Below are 20,823 nucleotides of genomic sequence, written 5' to 3' on the forward strand. Positions count from 1 at the left end.
CTTTTTATACTTTATCTCACTACAACTTCTAATAAGAATTTTGGATTAATCACTCTAAAATCAACATTTAACAATTTAGCCTACAAATGGCAAAAATAAAAATTGTTAACGTTATTTTAATTTTTACATTTGCACTGTTTTTATTTATTCTAAATAAATTTATTATAAACCAAATTTAAAAAGTAATGAATTACCTCCCTTTGAAAACTTCGCGTTTACTATTCTCAATCAGTTTCCTATTCTCATTTTTATCCATTTTTGCACAGCAGAATAACGGAAAAATAAAAGGAATTATCTCTACTTCTGACGGTAAACCCGCAGCAGACGTTAATATAATTCTGAAAGATTCAAAATATGGCACCACCTCTAATGAATATGGCGCTTTTGAATTTGCCAAAGTAAAAGCCAATTCGTATACGATACAGATATCCTTATCTGGTTACGAAACTTTGGAACAGGAAATCACAGTTACAGAAAACGAAACCAAAACACTCGATTTACAATTAAAAGTCTCGAATAAAGAACTTCAGGAAGTTATCATTAAAAACAATAAAATGATAACCAAAAAAACAGATTACGTGGCCAGAATGCCATTAAACAATCTCGAAAACCCACAGGTTTATAGTATTGTAAGCAAAGAACTCCTAAAAGAGCAAATTGTAGTAGACATCAGAAATGCTGTGCAAAACTCGCCAGGCGTAACGACAAAAATTTATCCTTCAGGCGGACTTGAGATTTCTTTCAGAGGATTTAGTACAGGGGTGAATGCCAGAAATGGCATGGAAAACATGACAGGAAGAAGCTCTATTTCTATTGATAATGCTGAACGTATTGAAGTATTAAAAGGTCCATCTGGAACTTTGTTTGGTTCCTCAGTTTCTTCTTTTGGCGGTGTAGTCAATCTGGTTACAAAAAAGCCTTTTGAAGCTAAAAAAACTGAAATATCATATACTGGCGGAAGTTTTGGTTTAAACCGAATCGCCATCGATTTGAATACGCCTTTAACACAGGATAATAAAGTATTATTTCGATTAAATACTTCTTACAATACCGAACAAAGTTTCTTAGATTACGGGTTCAATAAAACTTTCTTATTTGCTCCAAGCCTTATTTTTAAAGCAACAGAACGATTAACTTTTACGCTAGACACCGAAATGTATAACACAAACAATACGCGCCCAACTTACGGACGTTCGTATGCTGCCGGACTTACCAACCCGACAGATTTACTTATCGATTACAGAAAAAGTTTGTTTCATGATGATTTAGATGCCAAAACCTCATCTGCAAAAGTTTTTGTTCAAGCCGAATATAAATTAGCAGATAATTGGAAATCTACTACTCTGTTCTCTTTCATAGATGAAAATGTAGATCATAGCTATCAATACTATACCGTATGGAATTCCTCTACCGAAGTACAAAGAATGGTGTCTCTTTTTGGACCAATATACAATCAGTTTACTAATATTCAGGAAAATATTAACGGTGAATTTTCTACAGGAAGTATTAAACATAAATTACTGACTGGTGTAAATTACAGGTTTACCAAAGGAACATTTACATATGGCACAACTGGACTTATAGATGTTGTTGATGTGACTCAGCCCTTCGATCCTATTAGAAAAAAACAAGTAGATGCAGTTGTATCTCAGCAAAACTGGGGTGTTCCAGATCAAGAAACTTTCAGCATTTACGCTTCAGATGTCATTAGTTTTACAAATAGCTTATCGGCTATGCTAAGCCTTCGCCTGGATAATTTTGTACAAAAGAAACTTGCCGATACCCCTGGTTATAATCAGACCGCTTTATCGCCTAAATTAGGTTTAGTATACCAGCTAGTTAAAGATCAGATTTCTCTGTTCGGAAATTATATGAATGGTTTTCAAAATGCCGGACCGGTTAATCAGCCAGACGGATCGCTATTGATTTTAAAACCAATTTACGCCAATCAGTATGAAGGTGGTGTTAAAGTAGAAGCTTTTGATAATAAATTAAGCACAACCTTAAGCTATTACAACATCACAATTGATAATGCTACCAGAACAAACTCTGATGGTATTACCATTCAGGACGGCAAACAAGTCAGTAAAGGTCTGGATTTTGAACTTATTGCTAATCCTTTTGCTGGTTTAAACCTTAATGCAGGATATGCGCATAATGATAATCGTATCGTAAAATCATCGGACGCTTCTATTGAAGGCAATAAAGCAAGTGGTGCGCCAGAGAATGTATTTAATTTTTGGATCTCTTACAAATTTCAAAACACACTTAAAGACTTCGGACTTGGTTTTGGCGGAAACTATGTAGACAAGCAATATAAATTTGAAGACCAGAGCTTCTACAGTCCTTCTTATTCTGTTTACAACGCAACCGTATTTTACGATCAGCCTAACTGGAGAATTGGTCTTAAATTTAATAATTTAAACAACAAAAAATATTGGGACTCTTATGGTATGGCACAAACACCATCAAACTTTGCAATTAACCTGACTATTAAATTTTAATTTTATCTAGACAGCCTTTAGATTTACCTAAAGGTTTTCGCTTTTTTAAGTTTTTATTTTTAATTATTCTAAATAAAAACTTATGTTTGTAAATAATATCATTCTAAATAATTTAAACTTCATCTCATGAAATCAAATACTTTAAAAATAGCAAGCTTTTTATTTCTAATGTTTTTTGCTGCACCTCAACTTTTTGCCCATGCGCTTTGGATCGAAACTAAAGCAACGGGAACAAAAGGAAAAGCTCAGGAAATTTCTGTTTACTTTGGAGAATTCTCTGATAATGATATTACAAAAGCGGATAAATGGTTTTCTGATTTAAAAGATTTTTCTTTAGTCGTGATTTCCCCTTCAAAAAAAGAAACAAAACTTACAGCAAAAGCTTTAGAAAATAAATATCAGGCTTTCTTTACACCAGATGAAGATGGTGTTTATACCATTGTAATGCATCACACGGTTGGAGATATTTATGGAACAATGAAGCTAGACTATAATTCGAGTGCAACTGTAGTTGTAGGAAACAAGTTGGCAGGAAATATAGCTGGAGCCAATCCTAATAAAATTAGTGTTTTCTCTGAAAATGCCGATATCGCGAAAAAAAATACGATAATCAATGTTTCTGCTTTGTATGAAGGCGCTATAGCAAAATCTCAGAAAATTAAAGTAATTGCTCCAAACGGATGGGAAAAAGAATTATGGACAAATGACAAAGGAGAAATTTCTTTTAATCCTATCTGGTCTGGAAAATACATGGTTGAGTTTGCTTATACAGAGAAATCTGCTGGTGAGCACAATGGCAAAAAATATGACAAAATCTGGAAAATGGCTACCTACCAAATTGCAGTAAAATAATATCCGAAAATTTCATTCTTAGAGTTTAATTTCAATTGAAAAACCTTGCTTAACGGCAAGGTTTTTTTGTTGCTATTTGTACTAAATTAAAATAATATTAGAAAATACTTAAGCTAATCTTAAGAAAAAAATAAGAAAGATTTAAGAAAGAAAACGTGTCTTAAATTTCGTTAACACATTCGTGCAATTGTATATTTGCGCCGATCTATTTTTATTGAATCTAAATAAATACCATGAAATATAATTTACTATTTGTATTAGGATTATTGAGTTTTGCATCTTATAGCCAAGACTATTCAAGCGCCGAAGCTACTTCTTCAGTAAACGATACTGTTAAGAATAAAAAAGGAGAAATTTTAAATGAAGTAGTTGTTACTAAAACCAAAGAACCAAAACCAGTAACAGCAGTTCGCTCTGGATTAAAACCAATGGATAACCCGCAAAGCATTCAAGTAATTGGCTCTGAAGTTATCGAACAGCAGCAAGCTATCCGTTTAAGCGAGGTTCTTAAAAATGCTAATGGTGTTTATGTAGGATCGGCTCGTGGTGGTGCTCAAGAGTCTTTCTTCTCTAGAGGTTATGACATGTCGGCAAATAATATGTTTAAAAACGGATTCCGTTATAATGCAGGATCAATTCCGGATGTTTCTGGTCTAGATAAAGTAGAATTTCTTAAAGGTGGTTCCGCCTTATTATTCGGAAACGTAGCGCCTGGAGGAGTTCTTAATTTGGTTACCAAAACGCCTCAATTCAAAAGCGGAGGAGAAGTTTCAATGCAAATTGGAAGCTATTCTTACTACAAACCAGCATTTGATTTGTATGGAGGTTTAACAAAATCAATCGCATTTAGAATCAATGGTTCTTATGAAAACTCTGAAAGCTTTAGAGATGTTGTAAAAAACGAACGTATATATGTAAATCCATCATTACTTTTTGTAATTAGTCCTAAAACTCAAATTACTGTACAAGGAGATTATTTAAGCGCAGATTGGACACCAGATTTTGGAACGGGAATCATTGGAACACAAATTCTTGATTTACCTAGAAGTGCTTTTTACGGATCACTTTGGTCTAATGGTAATACAAAATCTGCTAGCGCATCTGTCTTATTAAATCATGATTTCAATAAAAACTGGAAGCTAAACTTCAATAGCTCATATCAAACTTACAATAGAGCTTCAAAATCTACAGCACAATTATCTACAGTACAACCAAATGGAGACTGGACAAGACCTTTAGTTCAAAATGAAAATTTAGAACAAATATTAGGAGATCAATTAAGCCTTCAAGGAAACTTTAATACAGGATCAATAAAACATCAAGTATTTACAGGTGCTGACTGGGAAAACTCATTTGCTACAGCATATACTTTTGCATTTACTCCTGCAAATTATGACACAATTAATCTTTTTAACTTTGATCCGTCAACACAAAGAAATGATATTCCTGACGCGAGAGCAACTCAAATTGCAAAAACAGAAACAAATCGTTTTGGTGTCTATTTTCAAGATTTAATTTCAATTACGGATAAATTTAAAGTACTAGCAGGTTTACGTTGGTCATGGCAGGAAGCTGAAGTTACAACTTACAAAGAAACTTTTGCTAACGGCAAACAAACCGTTAAACCTGAAAATGCTGTACCAACAGTAGGAGCTAAAAAATTAGACAACGCATTTTCTCCAAAATTCGGATTAATATACCAGCCAAGAAAAGACGTCTCTATATTTGGTAGCTATTCTACTTCGTTTACTCCAAACACAGGAACTACAGCAGATTTAAAACCAATTGAACCATCTATTATTGATCAATATGAAGCTGGTATCAAAACTGATTTCTTTAAAGGATTATTAAGCACAAATGTTACTGTTTATCAAATCACAAACAGTAACTTGGCTCAAACTGCAGAATTTAAAGCTGATGGAAGTTTAAACACAGATACAAACGTGAAAGTTTTAAGCGGAGAAACTAAAAGTAAAGGTGTTGAAGTTGACATTACTGCAAGACCAATTGACGGACTTAGCATCATGGCAGGATATAGCTACAACGACATGCGTTATACTAAAACATCTGGTTTAAACGGAAGTTTTATTGAAGGTGATCGTCTTGTTAGAACTCCCGCAAACACAGCTAACTTAAGTTTCTTTTACACTGTACAAGAAGGTATATTAAGAAATTTATCTGTTGGAGCAGTTGGAAATTATATCGGTGATCGTTTAGGTGGATGGAATGATCAAATAAGCACAGATACAACTAAATATCCTGACGGAATCTACCATAGAGAAATCCCATTAGAAGGTTACGTTACAATTGATGCATCTGTTGGATATTCTTGGAAAAAATTCTCTATTCTTTGCAAATTATCAAACATTACAAACACATTAAACTATACCGTTCACGAGAATTATAGCGTGAACCCAATCGCTCCTCGTCAAGTTATGACAAGCTTGCGTTATAAGTTCTAAAATATTGAATTAGAGTTTTGATTTTATCCCAAGATTTTCGAGTAAAACTGAAAATCTTGGGATTTTTATTTTATATTAAATGCTAATTCAATTAACACTATTTTTGTCCGAAATTATAATCCGTAAAACCAACTTGAAAATGTCAGATTCCAAGAAGAACCAATTGCAAAAAAGTTTAGGGCTTAGCTTTAATATCGCCGTTTTAATTGGAGGAACAATAGGTGTCGGAATCTTAAGAACACCCGGTACTATAGCAGAAATGCTAAACAATTATTGGCTTATTCTCGCTTCGTGGCTATTTGGAGGTTTGTATGTTTTATTGGGAGCCAATTCGTATTCGGAATTAGCAACTATGTTGCCAAAAGCCGGCGGATCTTACAATTACATCAAAAGAGCTTTGGGCGAGTATGCGGGCTTTCTTTCCGGTTGGTACGATTATATTGTCAATGCCATTCCTCCTGCTTTCTATTGCATCGTAATTAGCGAATACACGATTATTTTATTTCCGCAATTGGCCAATTACTCTACCGTATTATCCATTTCTTTATTGGTTGCATTTGTATTGCTGCACTTAAGTGGCGTTAAAAACGGAAGCCTGATTCAGCAGATTACCAGTTTACTAAAAGTAGTTTGCTTTGCAGCTCTGGTTGTGGCTTGTTTTATGTATTCTGGAATTGAAGTTCCATCAATAAAAACAGACAATTCGATCTTTCAAATCGGACTTATTTTTGGATTTTTTAAATCTTTACAACTTATTATTGGAACTTATAATGGCTGGAATGCTGTTTGCTTTTTTGCCGAAGAAAATGATGATCCAGGCAAAAACATTCCGAAATCTTTATACAGCGGAGTTTTACTTGTCGTAGCCATTTATATTTTGGTTAACGCCGCATTTTTTCATGTTCTTCCAATTGAAACATTAGCCAAATCAAATCTAGCTGCTGCCGATGTGGCTAAAATTCTTTTTGGCGAAAGCGGGGCTAAAATCGTAACGGTAATCTCGATCTTTTCTTTAATTAGTATTTTGAATGCTTTTATGATGATTCCGCCAAGAATCCTTTACGGATTAAGCCGTGATGGATTTTTTATCAAACAAGGAACTACCGTAAACAAAGGCGGCACACCAATTGTTGCGCTTTTGGTTTCATCATTTTTCAGCTTGTTTTTAATTTGCATTGGCTCTTTTGAAATATTGTTTTCTTTTGCCGCTTTTATCTCGATAATCGTTTGGGGATTGGCTTATTATTCGCTTCTGAAATTAAGAACCAAAGAACCCAATTTACCACGACCTTATCGTTCGTTTTGGTATCCTTGGAGTACTATAATTGCAATTATTATGTCGATTAGTCTTTTATTAGGATTTATTTACAGTGATCCCAAAGCTTTTATGATTATAGTCGGAATTGCGATTATTTCTTATCCTTTGTTTTTGGTTTTGAGGAAGAAAAGATAGCCACGAATTCACGAATTTTATTTTTTACAATCTTTATATGAAAATAAAATTCGTACCCCAAGCGATAACGAATAGATGGAGTAATTGATGGGAAAAAACTAAAAACATGTCGGGTCTGGTTTACTTAAAAGGACACGATAGAATTTCTGCTGACATACCGTTGTCACCTCAAGCTATTTAATTTGCATTATAAAAACAAAAAAAGATGAGCAAATTAGATCTAACCAAAACCGACAAAGTATACTATAATGCCAAAACAAATCCTGAAATCGTTTATATAGAAAAAACAAATTATATCTCAATCACAGGCAAAGGAGATCCGTCGGGTGAAGCATTTTCAGAAAAAATTCAAGCATTATACACTACAGCTTATGTCATTAAATTTATGCATAAAGCATTGGATAATGATTTTGTTGTTCCAAAGCTAGAAGCTTTGTGGAGTTTTGATAATGAAAAATACGCAAATGTTTCAATGGAAGAAGCTCCGTTGAAAATTCCGCGTTCTGAATGGAATTACAGAATTATGATTAGAATTCCCGATTTTGTAACGCAAAAACAAGTTGAGGAAGCTATAAATGTTGCGGTAAACAAAAAGCAAAATGAATTGGCAAAAACCATCAAATTGTTTGAAATGGCAGAAGGCAAAGCAATCCAGATTCTTCATATTGGCCCTTTTGAAGATGAACCGCAAACGCTAAAAAAAATTCTGGAATTTAGCACCGAAAACAATTTACAGCAAAATGGACTTCATCATGAAATTTATCTCTCAGATTTTCGAAAAACAGCTCCTGAAAAACTGAAAACAATACTCAGAGAACCTGTAAAATAGCATGTTTAATAGCCACGAATTCACGAATTTATTTTTTACTATCTATGCGTGTAGCAATTCACGAATTATTTATTTTGCTCAAAGATTATAAAAAATAAATTTGTGAATTCGTGGCGAAAAAAAACAAAAAACCCGACAGCTTTCAAAAACTGTCGGGTTTAATTTTATAAGCCAAGTTGATTTCTTATTTCAAACCAGCCAAGCTCTGCTCGATCGTAGCGATTTTTGCTAACGCATCGGCTTGTTTTTGTTTTTCTAGATTAAGGACTTTCTCTGGAGCTCCGTTTACGAATTTCTCGTTTGAAAGTTTTGCTTCAACAGATTTTAAGAATCCTTTTGTATAATTCAATTCTTCTGTCAGTTTTGCAATTTCAGCTTCAACGTCGATATTTCCTGTAATCGGAATGAAATATTCATTCGATTTTACACGGAAAGACAAAGCACCATCTACTTTTTCAGAAACATATTCGAAAGCAGAAACGTTTCCTAATTTCGTAATAATAGAATCGAAATAAGTTGAAACATTTTCGCTATTGATTCCTTTTAATTCTATTGCATCTTTAAACGGAATATTTTTGTCTTTACGAATCGTTCTGATCCCAGAAATTACCTCAATTGAGTTTTCAAAATCAGAAATTAATTTTGCGTCAAATGGTTTTACTTCTGGCCAAGTCGAAACAATCAAAGCTTCTTCTGGCGTTCTTTCAGCAATTAATTGCCAAATTTCCTCTGTCAAGAAAGGCATGAACGGATGCAATAACTTCAAGTTGTTTTCTAACATTTCGATCGCTTTCGCGAAAGTTACGCTATCAATTGGCTGTTGGTACGCTGGTTTGATCATTTCTAAGAACCAAGAACAGAAATCATCCCACACCAATTTATAAATGGCCATAAGAGAATCTGAAATTCTGTATTTCTCGAAATTATCCTCGATATCAACTAAAGTCTGCTGCAATTTAGCTTCGTACCACTCAATTGCCACTTTTGATGATTCTGGCTGCGCAATAGTTTCAGAAACTTCCCATCCTTTAATCAATTTGAAGGCATTCCAGATTTTGTTTGAAAACGCTTTTCCTTGACTGCATAATTCTTCATCAAACATGATGTCGTTTCCTGCAGAAGCACTTAAAAGCAATCCAACACGAACTCCGTCTGCACTAAATTTATCGATTAAATCTAAAGGATCAGGAGAATTTCCTAATGATTTAGACATTTTACGGCGTTGTTTATCACGAACCAAACCAGTCAAATATACATTAGTAAATGGTTTTTCGCCTGCATATTCATAACCTGCAATGATCATTCTCGCAACCCAGAAAAATAAAATATCTGGCCCCGTTACTAAATCATTTGTTGGATAATAGTATTTAAAATCTGGACTTTCAGGATCCATAATTCCGCCGAAAACAGACATTGGCCATAACCAAGAAGAAAACCAAGTATCTAATGCATCAACATCTTGTTTTAAGTCAGATGTTGTAAGTGAGTTGTTAGATGTTTTTTCTTTGGCTAACGCTAATGCATCGTCGATGTTTTCTGCAACTACGAAATCTTCTTTTCCGTCTCCATAATAATACGCTGGAATTTGCTGTCCCCACCATAACTGACGAGAAATGTTCCAATCGCGAATATTGTTTAACCAGTGCGCATAAGTGTTTTCGAAACGTTTTGGGTGTAATTTAATATCTCCTGTTTCTAAAACCGACTTAATCGCTGGTTTTACTAATTCTTCCATTTTCAAGAACCATTGGTCAGATAATCTTGGTTCGATTACCGCTTTTGTTCTCTCAGAAGTCCCTACTTTATTTAGGTGAACTTCTGTTTTTGCTAAAGCTCCAATTTCTTGAAGTTCTTTTTCAATTTCTTTACGAACTACAAAACGGTCTTTTCCTTGATAATGTAATCCGAAGCTGTTTAAAGTTGCATCTTCATTAAAAATATCAACGATTTCTAGGTTGTGTTTTTCACCCAACGTTTTATCGTTCATATCGTGTGCAGGTGTTACTTTCAAACATCCTGTTCCGAATTCTACATCTACATATTCGTCTTCGATAATTGGAATTACTCTTCCGCAGATTGGAACGATCGCTTTTTTACCTTTTAAATGTGTAAAACGCTCATCGTTTGGATTGATACAGATTGCAGTATCTCCAAAAATAGTTTCAGGACGAGTTGTAGCGATAGTTAAGAAATCTTCTGAACCTTCTATTTTATATTTCAAGAAAAATAGTTTTCCTTGCTGTTCTTCATAAATTACTTCTTCGTCAGATAAAGTCGTTTTAGCTTCTGGATCCCAGTTTACCATTCGGTATCCTCTGTAAATTAATCCTTTGTTGTACAAATCAACAAAAGAACGGATTACAGATGCCGACATATCTGGATCCATAGTAAATTTTGTGCGTTCCCAATCGCAAGAAGCTCCTAATTTCTTAAGTTGCTCTAAGATTGTTCCACCGTATTTATCTGTCCATTCCCAAGCATGTTTTAGGAATTCTTCACGGGTCAAATCATTTTTATTGATTCCTTCTGCTTTTAATTTGGCTACTACTTTTGCCTCAGTTGCAATAGAAGCATGGTCTGTTCCAGGAACCCAACAAGCATTGAATCCTTTAAGACGTGCACGACGAATTAAAACATCTTGAATCGTATTGTTCAACATATGTCCCATGTGAAGGACTCCAGTGACGTTTGGCGGTGGGATTACAATGGTGTACGGTGTTCTATGATCAGGTTCTGAATGAAAATAATTGTTTTTCATCCAGTAATCATACCATTTACTCTCAATCGTCTTAGCGTCAAATTGTGCTGGAATTGTCATTTACTTAGGTTGTTTAATCGTTTATTTGTTTAACTGTTTAATCGTTTTCGATTAATTGGAATGCTAACTGCTCATTTAATTGTTTCTGTCTTAATGCTATCATTTACAAATCATCCATACGATTAAACAAATAAACGATTAAACAGTTAAACAAAAAAATGGTTCAATTTTTGTATTTATAACTGACAGCAAAAGTAAATAATTAAGTACACTATAAAAAGAGAAATAATAATTTGTGTGTTAATTAAAAGAATGTATATTTACTTACAATTAAAAAACAATTTCATATGAAAAATGCAGCCTCTTTTATTGCAGTCTTATTGTTTAGTGCAATAAGTTTTGCGCAAAATGGCCCTAAAATTGAATTTGCAGCCCCAGACAATACAATTGATTATGGAAAAATTTCTAAGAGTGACAGCGGACTTCGTTCCTTTGAATTTACAAACACTGGTGATGCGCCTTTATTAATTACAGGTGCAGAATCTACACTAAGTTCGATCGTTGTAACCAAACCTGCGGCAGCAATTTTGCCAGGCAAAAAAGGAAAAATAGATGTAAAATATAATATGGTCACAGGACCTATTCGTAAAACAATTACTGTTGAAACAAACGCAGTAAACTATCCTGACGGAAGAGTAGCTCTTAAAATTAAGGGTGAAGTTCAATAAGAATTTAAATTCCTAAAATACAAAAGCCGTTTCTAAGTTTAGAAACGGCTTTATTTTTATAGAAAAAAGCATCTTGCTTCTCAAATCTTTCTTCTTTACTTCTTCTCAGCACATTCTGCTGTATCGAATTTATATTTTACGCTATCAAAATCAATTGGTTTGTCTTTTACCAAATAAGTAACGCCCATTGTAGTCTGCATAGTTCCGTTTCCTAAAATAAGCTGATTATTACGTTTTAACAATGCCATTGGGTTTTTAAATGTTTTGTTTCCATTCACATTGTCTTTAAAGGTATAATCTACAAACAAAGTATCACCATGAAACTCACCTGCCACTTCTCCAGTTCTAACCGTTGAAGGCGCGACTCTCATAATCATATCACCAGCTAACTTTCCGTTTTTTAAAGTATTCAATTTTAAATCTATTGTGTCTTTTTCATAAATTGCTTTGTAGCATGCGGTGCTTACGACTACTTCACCTTCTGCTTTTGCAGCTTCAGCGGCTTTTTGTTTTTCTTCATTTTTACAGCTTTGCAATCCGACGAAGGATAAAAGCAAACAAGACAAGGTTAGATTTCTCATAATATTTTTCATTTTATTGATATCAATATAAAATTAAGAAAAAAGGTTTTCTACTAATCATAATTTTATAAATTTTTAATCACAAATTCAGACCTTCTGTTCAATTCGTGCTCTTCTTCCGAACAAGATTCATCTGTTTTGCATTTTATAATTGGCACAGATTCTCCATAGCCTTTCGCAGAAACCCTTCTGGCTTCTATTCCAGATTGAATGATAAACTCTCTAGTCGAATTGGCTCTTTTCTGAGATAAATCGGCATTGTATTTTTCGTTTCCTCTCGAATCGGTATGCGATCCAATTTCGATTACCATGTCAGGATACTTTTTCATCAATTCGACCACTCTTCCTAAAATCACTTTGGATTCTTTACGAATGTACCACAAATCGTAATCAAAGTAAATCGGATCTGTTTTGATGATCAAATGGTCTTTGTCTTTTACAACATCTTTTTCCTTAGCTAAAATTTCTTTAACTTTTTCTTGCTTTTTAACTTCAGCTGCAACAATTGCCGCTTCTTTGGCTTTGTTCTCTTTTTCTTTTAACTCAAGTGCAACCAAAGCTTCTTTTTTCTTGTTTTCTTCTTCAATTATAATTTCCTGCTTTCTCTTATTTTCAGCAATTTGTTTTTCTTCTTTTTTGATGGCTTCTAAAGATCTTAATGCCAAAGAAGCGTCATTCACTTTGTCTCTTGTTTTATCTAAAGTCAGCGTTTTTGAAGCATTGGTATAATTTTCTTTGAAAGCAGCAATCTTATACGAAGCCTCGCAAGCAACCGTAAAACTGAATTTTCCGTCAGCAGAAGTTGTAATCGTATTTAAAGTCTTGTTTTCAGAATCGTGCAATAATACTGTTGCATTTTCTAGCGCCAATTGCGTATCAACATCTGTAATCGTTCCTGCAATAAACTGTTTGCAGTCTTCCACAATTAAATCTTTTATTTCTTTAAATTGATAAATATCATCGCTTCCCTTTCCTCCCTCTCTATTTGAAGCAAAAAATCCTTCTTTGGTGTTAGAATCAATATTAAAAGCAAAATCATCCAAATTAGAATTTAGGGGAAGTCCAACATTTACTGGTTTTGAATACTCGTTTCCACTAATTTCAGAAACAAAAACATCTAAAGAGCCATAACCCAAATGCCCGTCTGAAGAAAAATATAGTTTGTTGTCTGCCGAAACAAAAGGAAACTGCTCTCTTTTGTTGGTATTAATTTCTGGACCCAAATTTTTCGGAGTATCAAAAGCTCCTTTATTGATGTTTACCGAATAAATATCAAAAGAGCCGAAAGATCCCGGCATATCCGAAGCAAAATACAGTACTTTTTCATTGGCACTCAAAGCAGGGTGCTCCACAGAATAATTCGGACTATTGAATGGAAGCGCTGTAATATTCGTCCATTTTCCTTCTACTAATTCTGCTTTAAAAATCTGAAGATTGGAGATTTTCTTATCGTCTTTTTTCTTTTTTCCGTTTTTCGAATTGTTTCTCGTAAAATACATGGTTTTGCCATCTTTTGTAAAAACAGCATTCGATTCGTGCATTCCGGTTTTTAATTCTTTAGCAAAATAATGAACGATAGAATCAGCCGAATTAATATTCTTGAGCGGAATCGAAACGAGATTCAAATAGGTTTCATTGTCCCATTTGTATTTCTTATCAAACAAACCAGGCTTCAGCTTTACTCCTGCAAAAACTAGATTCTCTTTGTATTTTACTGCTCCAAACTCAGAATTTGGCGTATTTATCGCAAGGTTTTTAATTTCGAAACGTTTGCCAATGGCGGTGACATTTTCTAAGGTTTTCAGCTCTTTTTCAAAATTGGCACTATCTTCTGCATTCGCTGATTTAGAATAATATTCTTTTAAATTGGCATTTGCGTCTTCGTAGCTGTTTGTTGCTTTTAAAGTCTGCGCATATCTAAAATAATATTCCCGATCCAAATTATTGCTGTAATTTGAAATCAGAAGACGATAATAGCGTTGCGCTTTGACTAAATCATTGGTATAGAAATAAGAATCGGCTAGGTTTTTAATGACTTCTTGTGAAGGTTTTTCATCTGCTAATTTTTGGTACAAAACAATGGCTTCGCTATAATACGTTTTATAAAAAAAACGTTTTGCTCTAGCCAGTTCCTGATCTTGCGCGTTTATAAACTGCATTAAAAACACGAATATAATAACGAGTAATTTTTTCCTATTTTTCATTTTAGAAGAATCTTGGAGATTTATCAAATCCTTTTCCTAACAAGTCCAAATCAAACAGCAGCATAATTTCGTGTGTTCCCGAATTAAACTGTCCGAAGTTTGTAAGCGTGTAATCGTAGGCATAGCCCACTCTCAGTGTCGGCGTGACATTGATATTAAAAAGCGCACTTACCGAATCGTCAATTCTGTAGGCAGCTCCAAATTCGAACTTTTCGTTGTAAAGGACATTGGCTGTAACGTCTAAAGTTATGGGTGCGCCTTTTACAAATTTTGACATAAATGCAGGTTTCAACTTCCATTTATCATTGACTTGAAAAACATAACCAGCCGTCAAAAAAGTATGTATCTCTTCGGAACCAAAAGCATTAACTCCCGACTTTTCTTCAATATATTTGGATTTCAATAAATTCGGAGCAGACAATCCAACATAGAGATTGTCTCTAAAATAGTAAGCTCCAACCCCAATATTAGGTTTGGTTGCATTTATATTTTCTGAAAAAGCATAATCTGTTTGAGGATCTGTAAATCTGAATCCGTTAAAATTGCTTTGCATAGATGAAAATCCAGCTTTTAGTCCCAGCGACAATTTATTTTTTCCACCTAATTTTAAAACATAGGCAAAATCGGCATAAACGTTATTTTCTTTTTTGGCGCCGTCTCCGATATCATCTGAAATGAATGAAATACCCGCTTCTATTTTATCATTGATTGCCGTATGTCCAAAAAATGTAAATGTTTTGGGAGCACCGTAAGCGCCAACCCACTGCGTTCTATACAATCCGCCAAAATTCATCATGGCTGGAACTCCTGTCGCATAAGCCGGATTCACCACGCTCATATTATACATATAATGCGTGTATTCTGGATCTTGCTGGGCAGAAACGGACAAATAGAAAAGGAAATTTATAAGGAGTATGATTTTTTTCATTTGAAAATTATATTAAATGTAAAAAGAGAATTTATCGATTTAAATAAAGACGGCCCTGCTGTGGCGGCTTATTGTCTTTATTGAAATGCAATACATAAAAATAAACTCCATTGGGTGCTACGCCTCCAGCGATACCGCTCTTCTCGTAATTTTTGCCATCCCAAGCAGGTTTACTATTATCTCCTTTATACATTCCGTTTCCGTATCTATTATAAATTTCAAGCGTATAATTTGGGTATAAAAATTCAATGTCTTTTATCACAAACGAATCGTTTACACCATCTCCATTTGGCGAAAATCCGTCTGGAACAAAGAACTCGTATTGGGCAACCTCACAGTCCTGAAGCGAAACTTTCACTTCCTTATAGTTTTCTGACAGACATCCTGTTACTGCGTTTAAATCGTATCCGTAATAAATTGCATTATGAACCAATAATGTAGTTGAAGACAATAAATTTCCGTCTACAGCATCGTACCACGAGACGGTCGAAGAGACATTTGTTTTGTTAGAAAGATCGCTAATTTTCGGGTTGGCCAATCCGCAGAAATCTGCCGCTTCGGTCATTTCTGGAGCTGGCGTGTCATTGATAACAACCGAAATTTTTGCTGGTTCTGAAGTACAGCCTTGAGGAGAAGTTTCCCGAACAAAATAGTCTTCCGTTTTTAAAACATAATCAATTGCAAGCGGCTTAGTTGCTGTTGCAGAATTATACCATTTGTATTGCGATCCTTTTGGCTCTAAATTGGCGATAACCGCTTCATCAACCTTACAGAATTTCTGATCTGCAACAATGGGAGCAGACGGAATTGGATTTATTATAAAATCGTCTGTAACGTTTATTAAATCTACATCGCAATTTGTAACCGTATTGGTTAAATTCAGTAAAGTAATTTTTGTTGTACCCGTATTTAAAAGCAATTCGGCAGGAATAACAAAATCTAATTTTCCATTTGCAACTGCCTTAGCAATGGTTTGTACCGCAGATGTATTGCTGTCTGAAAGCACATAAGAAATACTGGCATTGGTTAAAGTTCCCAAACCTGAAACTGCAACGGTAACAGGCGCATTCAAACAATAATCATTAACTTTTGCAATTACAGTCAAAGCATTTGGCAACGGATTTATATTTAGATTTCCTGCCACATTAGCAATGTTGGTACACTGAGGCGAAGGATTTGTAATATTGGTTATGCTGTAAATGTTTATTACGGATAGTCCGCTTCTTGTACTCAAGTTTCCTGGAATTGTAAAAGTTGCTTTTCCTCCAACGGACTGCATTTGTGCTGTTTCGCCTAACGCCAGATTATCTCCGTTTATATTGTACGTAATACGATAAGTTCCGTCTAACAATTGAGGCGCTGTAACTTGAATTGTTGCCGCATCATTTTGACAAATTGGAAGTGATGTCAATGTTGCATTAGTCAAAAGAGGCAAAGGATAAATCGTTAAAATAGTCGAAAACGGACTAAAAATATTGACACATTTTCCTTTACTCGATGTCGATACAATTCGCGTAACTGTAATCGTATACTGCCCTACTTGTTTAAAATAAGAAGATCGTATTGGAAAGTTAAATTCTCCATTCACAAAATTTCCCCTTACGTTTTCAAATCCAGATACACCTGGCCCAACAACGCTGAAAGTAGCATCGTATGTTCCATTCGGAATACCATCAGGGCCTTGCGTAATTTTTGCGGAGTAAGTTGCCGTTGCAATTTCAGATTCGCAAATATCTTTGCTAACTTCAATTTTCGATCCTGTAAAATCAAGTCTTTTTTCAAGAGTAATTTTTACGGTAGCTTCTTTATCTGGACATATATTATTATCAGGAATTGCTAAAACTTTATAAGTATAAGCGTATTCTCCAGGTCCATTGGTATCAAACAATTCTTGAAGATTAATGTTATGGTCTGTCAAAGAAGTTATTCCTATTCCTGTCCAAGTTCCTCCGCTATCCTCACCATCAAGCTGATCGTTTAAATCTAAATCAGTGTATCCTGCCAAATCTGTCGTTCCGCATAAAATTAAATCTGTTGCTTTTCCTTCTTTCGGAGCAATCAAAACGGTTACTTCAAGATTAGTCGATTTGTCGTCTGGAGAACAGGCAAGCACAGCAGGTACAGTGTAAACAAAACGAAACGTAGTTTTGGTTTTTAAATTCCCAATTTTTATTGGGTTTTCTACAGGCTCTCCCGTAATGTAAGTAAATCTACCGTTTGTGTGTGGTCCCATTACTTTGCTGTCAAAAGCCGTAAAAAGATTAAAAGTTCCTTCGTCGTTACAAACTGTCGCTTGTGATCCCACTCCAGCATACGCTCCTATCGTAATGGTAACTACAGCTTTATTATCTGTACATCCTGAAGTTACAGGGGCTGTGTAAGTATACTGATAAGTTCCTCCAGCGCGAATAACCTGCGCATTCAAAATACCAGTAGCAGTATCTAGTCCTCTTAAATTATTATCATCTGTCCATGTTCCGCCAGGAACTGGAGAACCCCCTAATAGAGAAAATAAATTTACCGATTGATAAATAGGATTGGCGATGTCACAAATTAATTCGTTTACATTATCGTCGCCAGCACATTGGGCAGATGCTTTTGAAGAAATTAGAGTGAAAAAAATAAAAAACAATACAAAATGGAGGTAGCTAATGTAGTTTTTTGCCATAGATTAATTTTTTGTTAAACATAAGAAAATATTTAACAAAAATCATGTTTTTTAGTAAACTTATTTTCACAAAAAGAAGACATTCCTGCAATACAGCATCGTAAAACGTAGTTTTATCATAAATCTAAAAAAACACGATTAAACGTTTTTTTACAATTCATCTTCTAGCTTAAATCTAAATTTAAGCACCACACTATTGCGTTCTACTTCGAGATTAATCCAAACATCATCTTCCGATTTCAAAAGATTATTTATCTGCTCAAGACTGTATTTGTAGGGTTGCGTTTTATTGATGCTAATAATAATATCCCCCTTTTGCAGTCCGCATTTTTCGGCAGCAGAATTCTGGCGTACATTTACAATTTCGTAAACAGGCTTAAGAGCAAATTTGTATTTAAAATTATTATCATTTTTATCTTTTTCCTGAAGCTCATCCATAGTAGAAGCAACTCTTACAGTTTCTAAATGCACAGTTTCCTGTACCCACTGAAGTCCGTTGTGCTGCACTGTGATTCCGCTCTTGTTATAGGTAAAAGGTTCTCCAAATTTGCTGTTTCTTTTTAAGTAAAGTCTTTTTCCTTGATAGTCTAAAACAAGAGTAAACCGTTTCAAAACTTCACCTCCAACAGATCCTATACGTCCTGGAACCATCTTAACGTTACGAACCGAAGCCGAATCGGGAAAGGAAACTATTGGCTTTTTAAAAACAAACTCATCAATAGCGAACTTATCAATTTTGGCACGATGTCCTTCAATATCACCGCTAAATCCTTTTCCTAAAAAATCAGGAAAATTTTTATTTGGGAGTTTTATTTTGTTATTTTCAAAAACCCAGAAAGCATCGCTATTTCCAATATCAATTAAAAGCTTCGCCGGAATTTCTTCATTATTAACTGTAGCGGTCGTCATGATATAAGGCTTAGATTTTTCTATAGTTATCGGAGCCATTTTAAACTGCTTGTCGAGTTTTTCCTGATACTTATCACTCTTAGCGTGAACAATTATTTTCTTTTTCTGATAATTAACTTCAACCAAATTATTTCGAAAGAATTTATGGCCGATAATTCCATTAACAGGAATTCCAATATGAGAAGAGAGATTAAAACTTTGGTCTAGGATAATAAAAACCATATGGTCATTCGATTTCAAACCATGCGTTTCTAAAATATTCTTTGTCGATTTTAGGCCTTCTATTTCTTCTTCGCTACCTAAACCGCGAAGTTTTATTTTCTCCACATTATTAAAACTGACTTCCTGCTTTTCCTCCATACTAAATAGAATTGTTTCTTCAACTCCAGAATCGAGCAGAAAATTTAGCTCTACTCCATTCACTTTTATAGGAATAAAAACAAGGTTATTAATCAATTTAAAAGGGATTATGGCCTTTGTCGCATTGTTTTCCAATAAAAAATCGCCTTGTCCAAAAAGCAAAAAAGGTAAGAATAACCCAAAAAACAATACTATATATTTTTTCATTGACAATATTTTATTATAAAATTAGCAAATATATTTATTATTGTTACATTTTCAGAAGTCCCCTTATTATTTACGGTAAATACGAAAAAAATATGCAAATTTGCACTTCAATAATTTATACTCATGCCGACAATTTCACTCAAGGGAAAAAACATGCCCGAATCTCCGATACGCAAGCTGGCTCCTTTTGCTGATTTAGCAAAGAAAAAAGGACACAAGGTGTATCACTTAAACATTGGTCAACCGGATATCAAAACACCGGAAGTGGCCATCGAGGCGGTAAAAAATATTGATTTGAGTATTATAGAATACAGTCCGTCTGCCGGATATGAAAGCTATAGAAAAAAATTAGCTCATTTTTACCAGCGCCAAAATGTAAACGTTAACACAGAAGACATCATTGTTACAACTGGTGGTTCTGAAGCCTTACTTTTTGCACTGGCCACAATAACAGATCCTGGAGATGAAATCATTATCCCGGAACCTTTTTATGCTAATTATCATGCGTTTGCTTCTTCTACCAGTGCAACCGTAGTGCCTCTTGTTTCTACTATTGAAACTGCATTTGCATTGCCAAGCATTGATGAAGTTGAAAAATTAATTACACCGAAAACAAAAGCCATTCTGATTTGCAATCCTGGAAATCCGACTGGGTATTTATATTCTGAAGCAGAAATTAAACAGCTTGCCAGCTTAATTAAAAAACACGATTTATACCTAATCGCCGATGAAGTATATCGCGAGTTTTTATATGATGGCGATGATGTGCATTTTTCTGTAATGAATCTAGAAGATGTACAGCAAAATGTAATCATGGTCGATTCTGTTTCTAAACGCTACAGCATGTGCGGAGCAAGAATTGGCTGTTTGGTAACCAAAAACAAAGATGTTTTGGCAACTGTAATGAAGTTTGCCCAAGCACGTTTGAGTCCGCCAACTATAGAGCAAATTGCTTGCGAAGCAGCCATTGACACACCTCAAAGTTATTTTGATGAAGTAATTGGAGAATACAAAGAACGCCGCAATACTTTAATTGCCGAATTAAATAAGATTGAAGGCGTTGTGGTAACCAAACCAAAAGGTGCTTTCTATTGCATTGCTGAACTTCCGATCGAAGACTCAGACGATTTTGCACAATGGCTTCTTGAAAGTTACCATTTAAATGGCGAAACGGTAATGATTGCTCCTGCGAAAGGCTTCTACTCGACACCTGGAATGGGACTTAATCAAGTTCGTATTGCTTACGTTCTAAACAAAAAAGATTTGATTACAGCCGTAAACATTTTAAAGGAAGCTTTATTGGTTTACAATAACAGATAATCAAAAAAAAATAAAATTCTTAGCCGGGAATTCATAAGTTAGCAAATTTGTGAATTCCCG

Annotated in this window: 13 protein-coding genes; 7 read left to right on the plus strand and 6 right to left on the minus strand. The window is 34.5% G+C overall.

The window, feature by feature from the left end:
- Window positions 1-185: 185 nt before the first annotated feature.
- The 5 genes from J7574_RS16135 to J7574_RS16155 all read left to right on the plus strand — a co-directional run bounded on the left by J7574_RS16135 (window position 186) and on the right by J7574_RS16155 (window position 8,100).
- Complete coding sequence (locus J7574_RS16135; RefSeq protein ID WP_290970713.1) at window positions 186-2,504, plus strand: TonB-dependent receptor; 2,319 nt, start codon at window positions 186-188, stop codon at window positions 2,502-2,504.
- Window positions 2,505-2,630: 126 nt separating this feature from the next.
- Complete coding sequence (locus J7574_RS16140; RefSeq protein ID WP_290970716.1) at window positions 2,631-3,356, plus strand: hypothetical protein; 726 nt, start codon at window positions 2,631-2,633, stop codon at window positions 3,354-3,356.
- Between the two features lie 233 nt (window positions 3,357-3,589).
- The gene (locus J7574_RS16145) at window positions 3,590-5,818 is read left to right on the plus strand and encodes a TonB-dependent siderophore receptor (protein ID WP_290970719.1); all 2,229 of its coding nucleotides are present in this window, start codon (window positions 3,590-3,592) and stop codon (window positions 5,816-5,818) included.
- A 139-nt stretch (window positions 5,819-5,957) separates the two neighbouring features.
- Window positions 5,958-7,271, plus strand: a complete 1,314-nt coding sequence (locus J7574_RS16150) for an APC family permease (protein WP_290970722.1) — start codon at window positions 5,958-5,960, stop codon at window positions 7,269-7,271.
- 205 nt (window positions 7,272-7,476) lie between these two features.
- Window positions 7,477-8,100 carry a GyrI-like domain-containing protein gene (locus tag J7574_RS16155; RefSeq protein WP_290970725.1) on the plus strand — a complete coding sequence of 208 codons (624 nt, stop codon included), beginning with the start codon at window positions 7,477-7,479 and terminating at the stop codon, window positions 8,098-8,100.
- Between the two features lie 184 nt (window positions 8,101-8,284).
- On the opposite strand, the gene J7574_RS16160 is transcribed toward J7574_RS16155, so the two are convergent.
- Window positions 8,285-10,918 carry a valine--tRNA ligase gene (locus tag J7574_RS16160; RefSeq protein ID WP_290970728.1) on the minus strand — a complete coding sequence of 878 codons (2,634 nt, stop codon included), beginning with the start codon at window positions 10,916-10,918 and terminating at the stop codon, window positions 8,285-8,287.
- A gap of 287 nt (window positions 10,919-11,205) precedes the next feature.
- Between J7574_RS16160 and J7574_RS16165 the strand changes: the two genes are divergently transcribed.
- A complete protein-coding gene (locus J7574_RS16165; protein ID WP_290970731.1) occupies window positions 11,206-11,586 on the plus strand; it encodes a DUF1573 domain-containing protein in 381 nt (126 codons plus the stop codon).
- A 95-nt stretch (window positions 11,587-11,681) separates the two neighbouring features.
- Here J7574_RS16165 and J7574_RS16170 read toward each other — a convergent pair whose 3' ends face one another.
- The 5 genes from J7574_RS16170 to J7574_RS16190 form a co-directional block, all read right to left on the minus strand.
- Window positions 11,682-12,167: a hypothetical protein gene (locus J7574_RS16170; RefSeq protein WP_290970733.1), complete on the minus strand. Its 486-nt coding sequence runs from the start codon at window positions 12,165-12,167 to the stop codon at window positions 11,682-11,684.
- Between the two features lie 65 nt (window positions 12,168-12,232).
- Entirely contained in the window at window positions 12,233-14,326 is a 2,094-nt protein-coding gene (locus tag J7574_RS16175) for an OmpA family protein (RefSeq protein WP_290970736.1), read from the minus strand.
- Between the two features lie 46 nt (window positions 14,327-14,372).
- Entirely contained in the window at window positions 14,373-15,299 is a 927-nt protein-coding gene (locus J7574_RS16180) for a type IX secretion system membrane protein PorP/SprF (RefSeq protein ID WP_290970739.1), read from the minus strand.
- Between the two features lie 31 nt (window positions 15,300-15,330).
- The gene (locus J7574_RS16185; RefSeq protein WP_290970742.1) at window positions 15,331-17,967 is read right to left on the minus strand and encodes a gliding motility-associated C-terminal domain-containing protein; all 2,637 of its coding nucleotides are present in this window, start codon (window positions 17,965-17,967) and stop codon (window positions 15,331-15,333) included.
- 150 nt (window positions 17,968-18,117) lie between these two features.
- Complete coding sequence (locus J7574_RS16190) at window positions 18,118-19,443, minus strand: PDZ domain-containing protein (protein WP_290970745.1); 1,326 nt, start codon at window positions 19,441-19,443, stop codon at window positions 18,118-18,120.
- Between the two features lie 123 nt (window positions 19,444-19,566).
- Here J7574_RS16190 and J7574_RS16195 point away from each other — a divergent pair, with 123 nt between their 5' ends.
- The gene (locus tag J7574_RS16195) at window positions 19,567-20,763 is read left to right on the plus strand and encodes a pyridoxal phosphate-dependent aminotransferase (protein WP_290970748.1); all 1,197 of its coding nucleotides are present in this window, start codon (window positions 19,567-19,569) and stop codon (window positions 20,761-20,763) included.
- Window positions 20,764-20,823 lie beyond the last annotated feature (60 nt).

Source organism: Flavobacterium sp. (assembly GCF_017744675.1).
Taxonomy (GTDB): Bacteria; Bacteroidota; Bacteroidia; order Flavobacteriales; family Flavobacteriaceae; genus Flavobacterium.

Bases quoted from the DNA above. Each gene is read 5' to 3' on its own strand.
- J7574_RS16160 (WP_290970728.1), bottom strand. From the start codon at position 10,918: ATGACAATTCCAGCACAATTTGACGCTAAGACGATTGAGAGTAAATGG.
- J7574_RS16155 (WP_290970725.1), top strand. From the start codon at position 7,477: ATGAGCAAATTAGATCTAACCAAAACCGACAAAGTATACTATAATGCC.
- J7574_RS16175 (WP_290970736.1), bottom strand. From the start codon at position 14,326: ATGCAGTTTATAAACGCGCAAGATCAGGAACTGGCTAGAGCAAAACGT.
- J7574_RS16150 (WP_290970722.1), top strand. From the start codon at position 5,958: ATGTCAGATTCCAAGAAGAACCAATTGCAAAAAAGTTTAGGGCTTAGC.
- J7574_RS16180 (WP_290970739.1), bottom strand. From the start codon at position 15,299: ATGAAAAAAATCATACTCCTTATAAATTTCCTTTTCTATTTGTCCGTT.
- J7574_RS16170 (WP_290970733.1), bottom strand. From the start codon at position 12,167: ATGAGAAATCTAACCTTGTCTTGTTTGCTTTTATCCTTCGTCGGATTG.
- J7574_RS16165 (WP_290970731.1), top strand. From the start codon at position 11,206: ATGAAAAATGCAGCCTCTTTTATTGCAGTCTTATTGTTTAGTGCAATA.
- J7574_RS16190 (WP_290970745.1), bottom strand. From the start codon at position 19,443: ATGAAAAAATATATAGTATTGTTTTTTGGGTTATTCTTACCTTTTTTG.
- J7574_RS16145 (WP_290970719.1), top strand. From the start codon at position 3,590: ATGAAATATAATTTACTATTTGTATTAGGATTATTGAGTTTTGCATCT.
- J7574_RS16195 (WP_290970748.1), top strand. From the start codon at position 19,567: ATGCCGACAATTTCACTCAAGGGAAAAAACATGCCCGAATCTCCGATA.
- J7574_RS16140 (WP_290970716.1), top strand. From the start codon at position 2,631: ATGAAATCAAATACTTTAAAAATAGCAAGCTTTTTATTTCTAATGTTT.
- J7574_RS16185 (WP_290970742.1), bottom strand. From the start codon at position 17,967: ATGGCAAAAAACTACATTAGCTACCTCCATTTTGTATTGTTTTTTATT.
- J7574_RS16135 (WP_290970713.1), top strand. From the start codon at position 186: ATGAATTACCTCCCTTTGAAAACTTCGCGTTTACTATTCTCAATCAGT.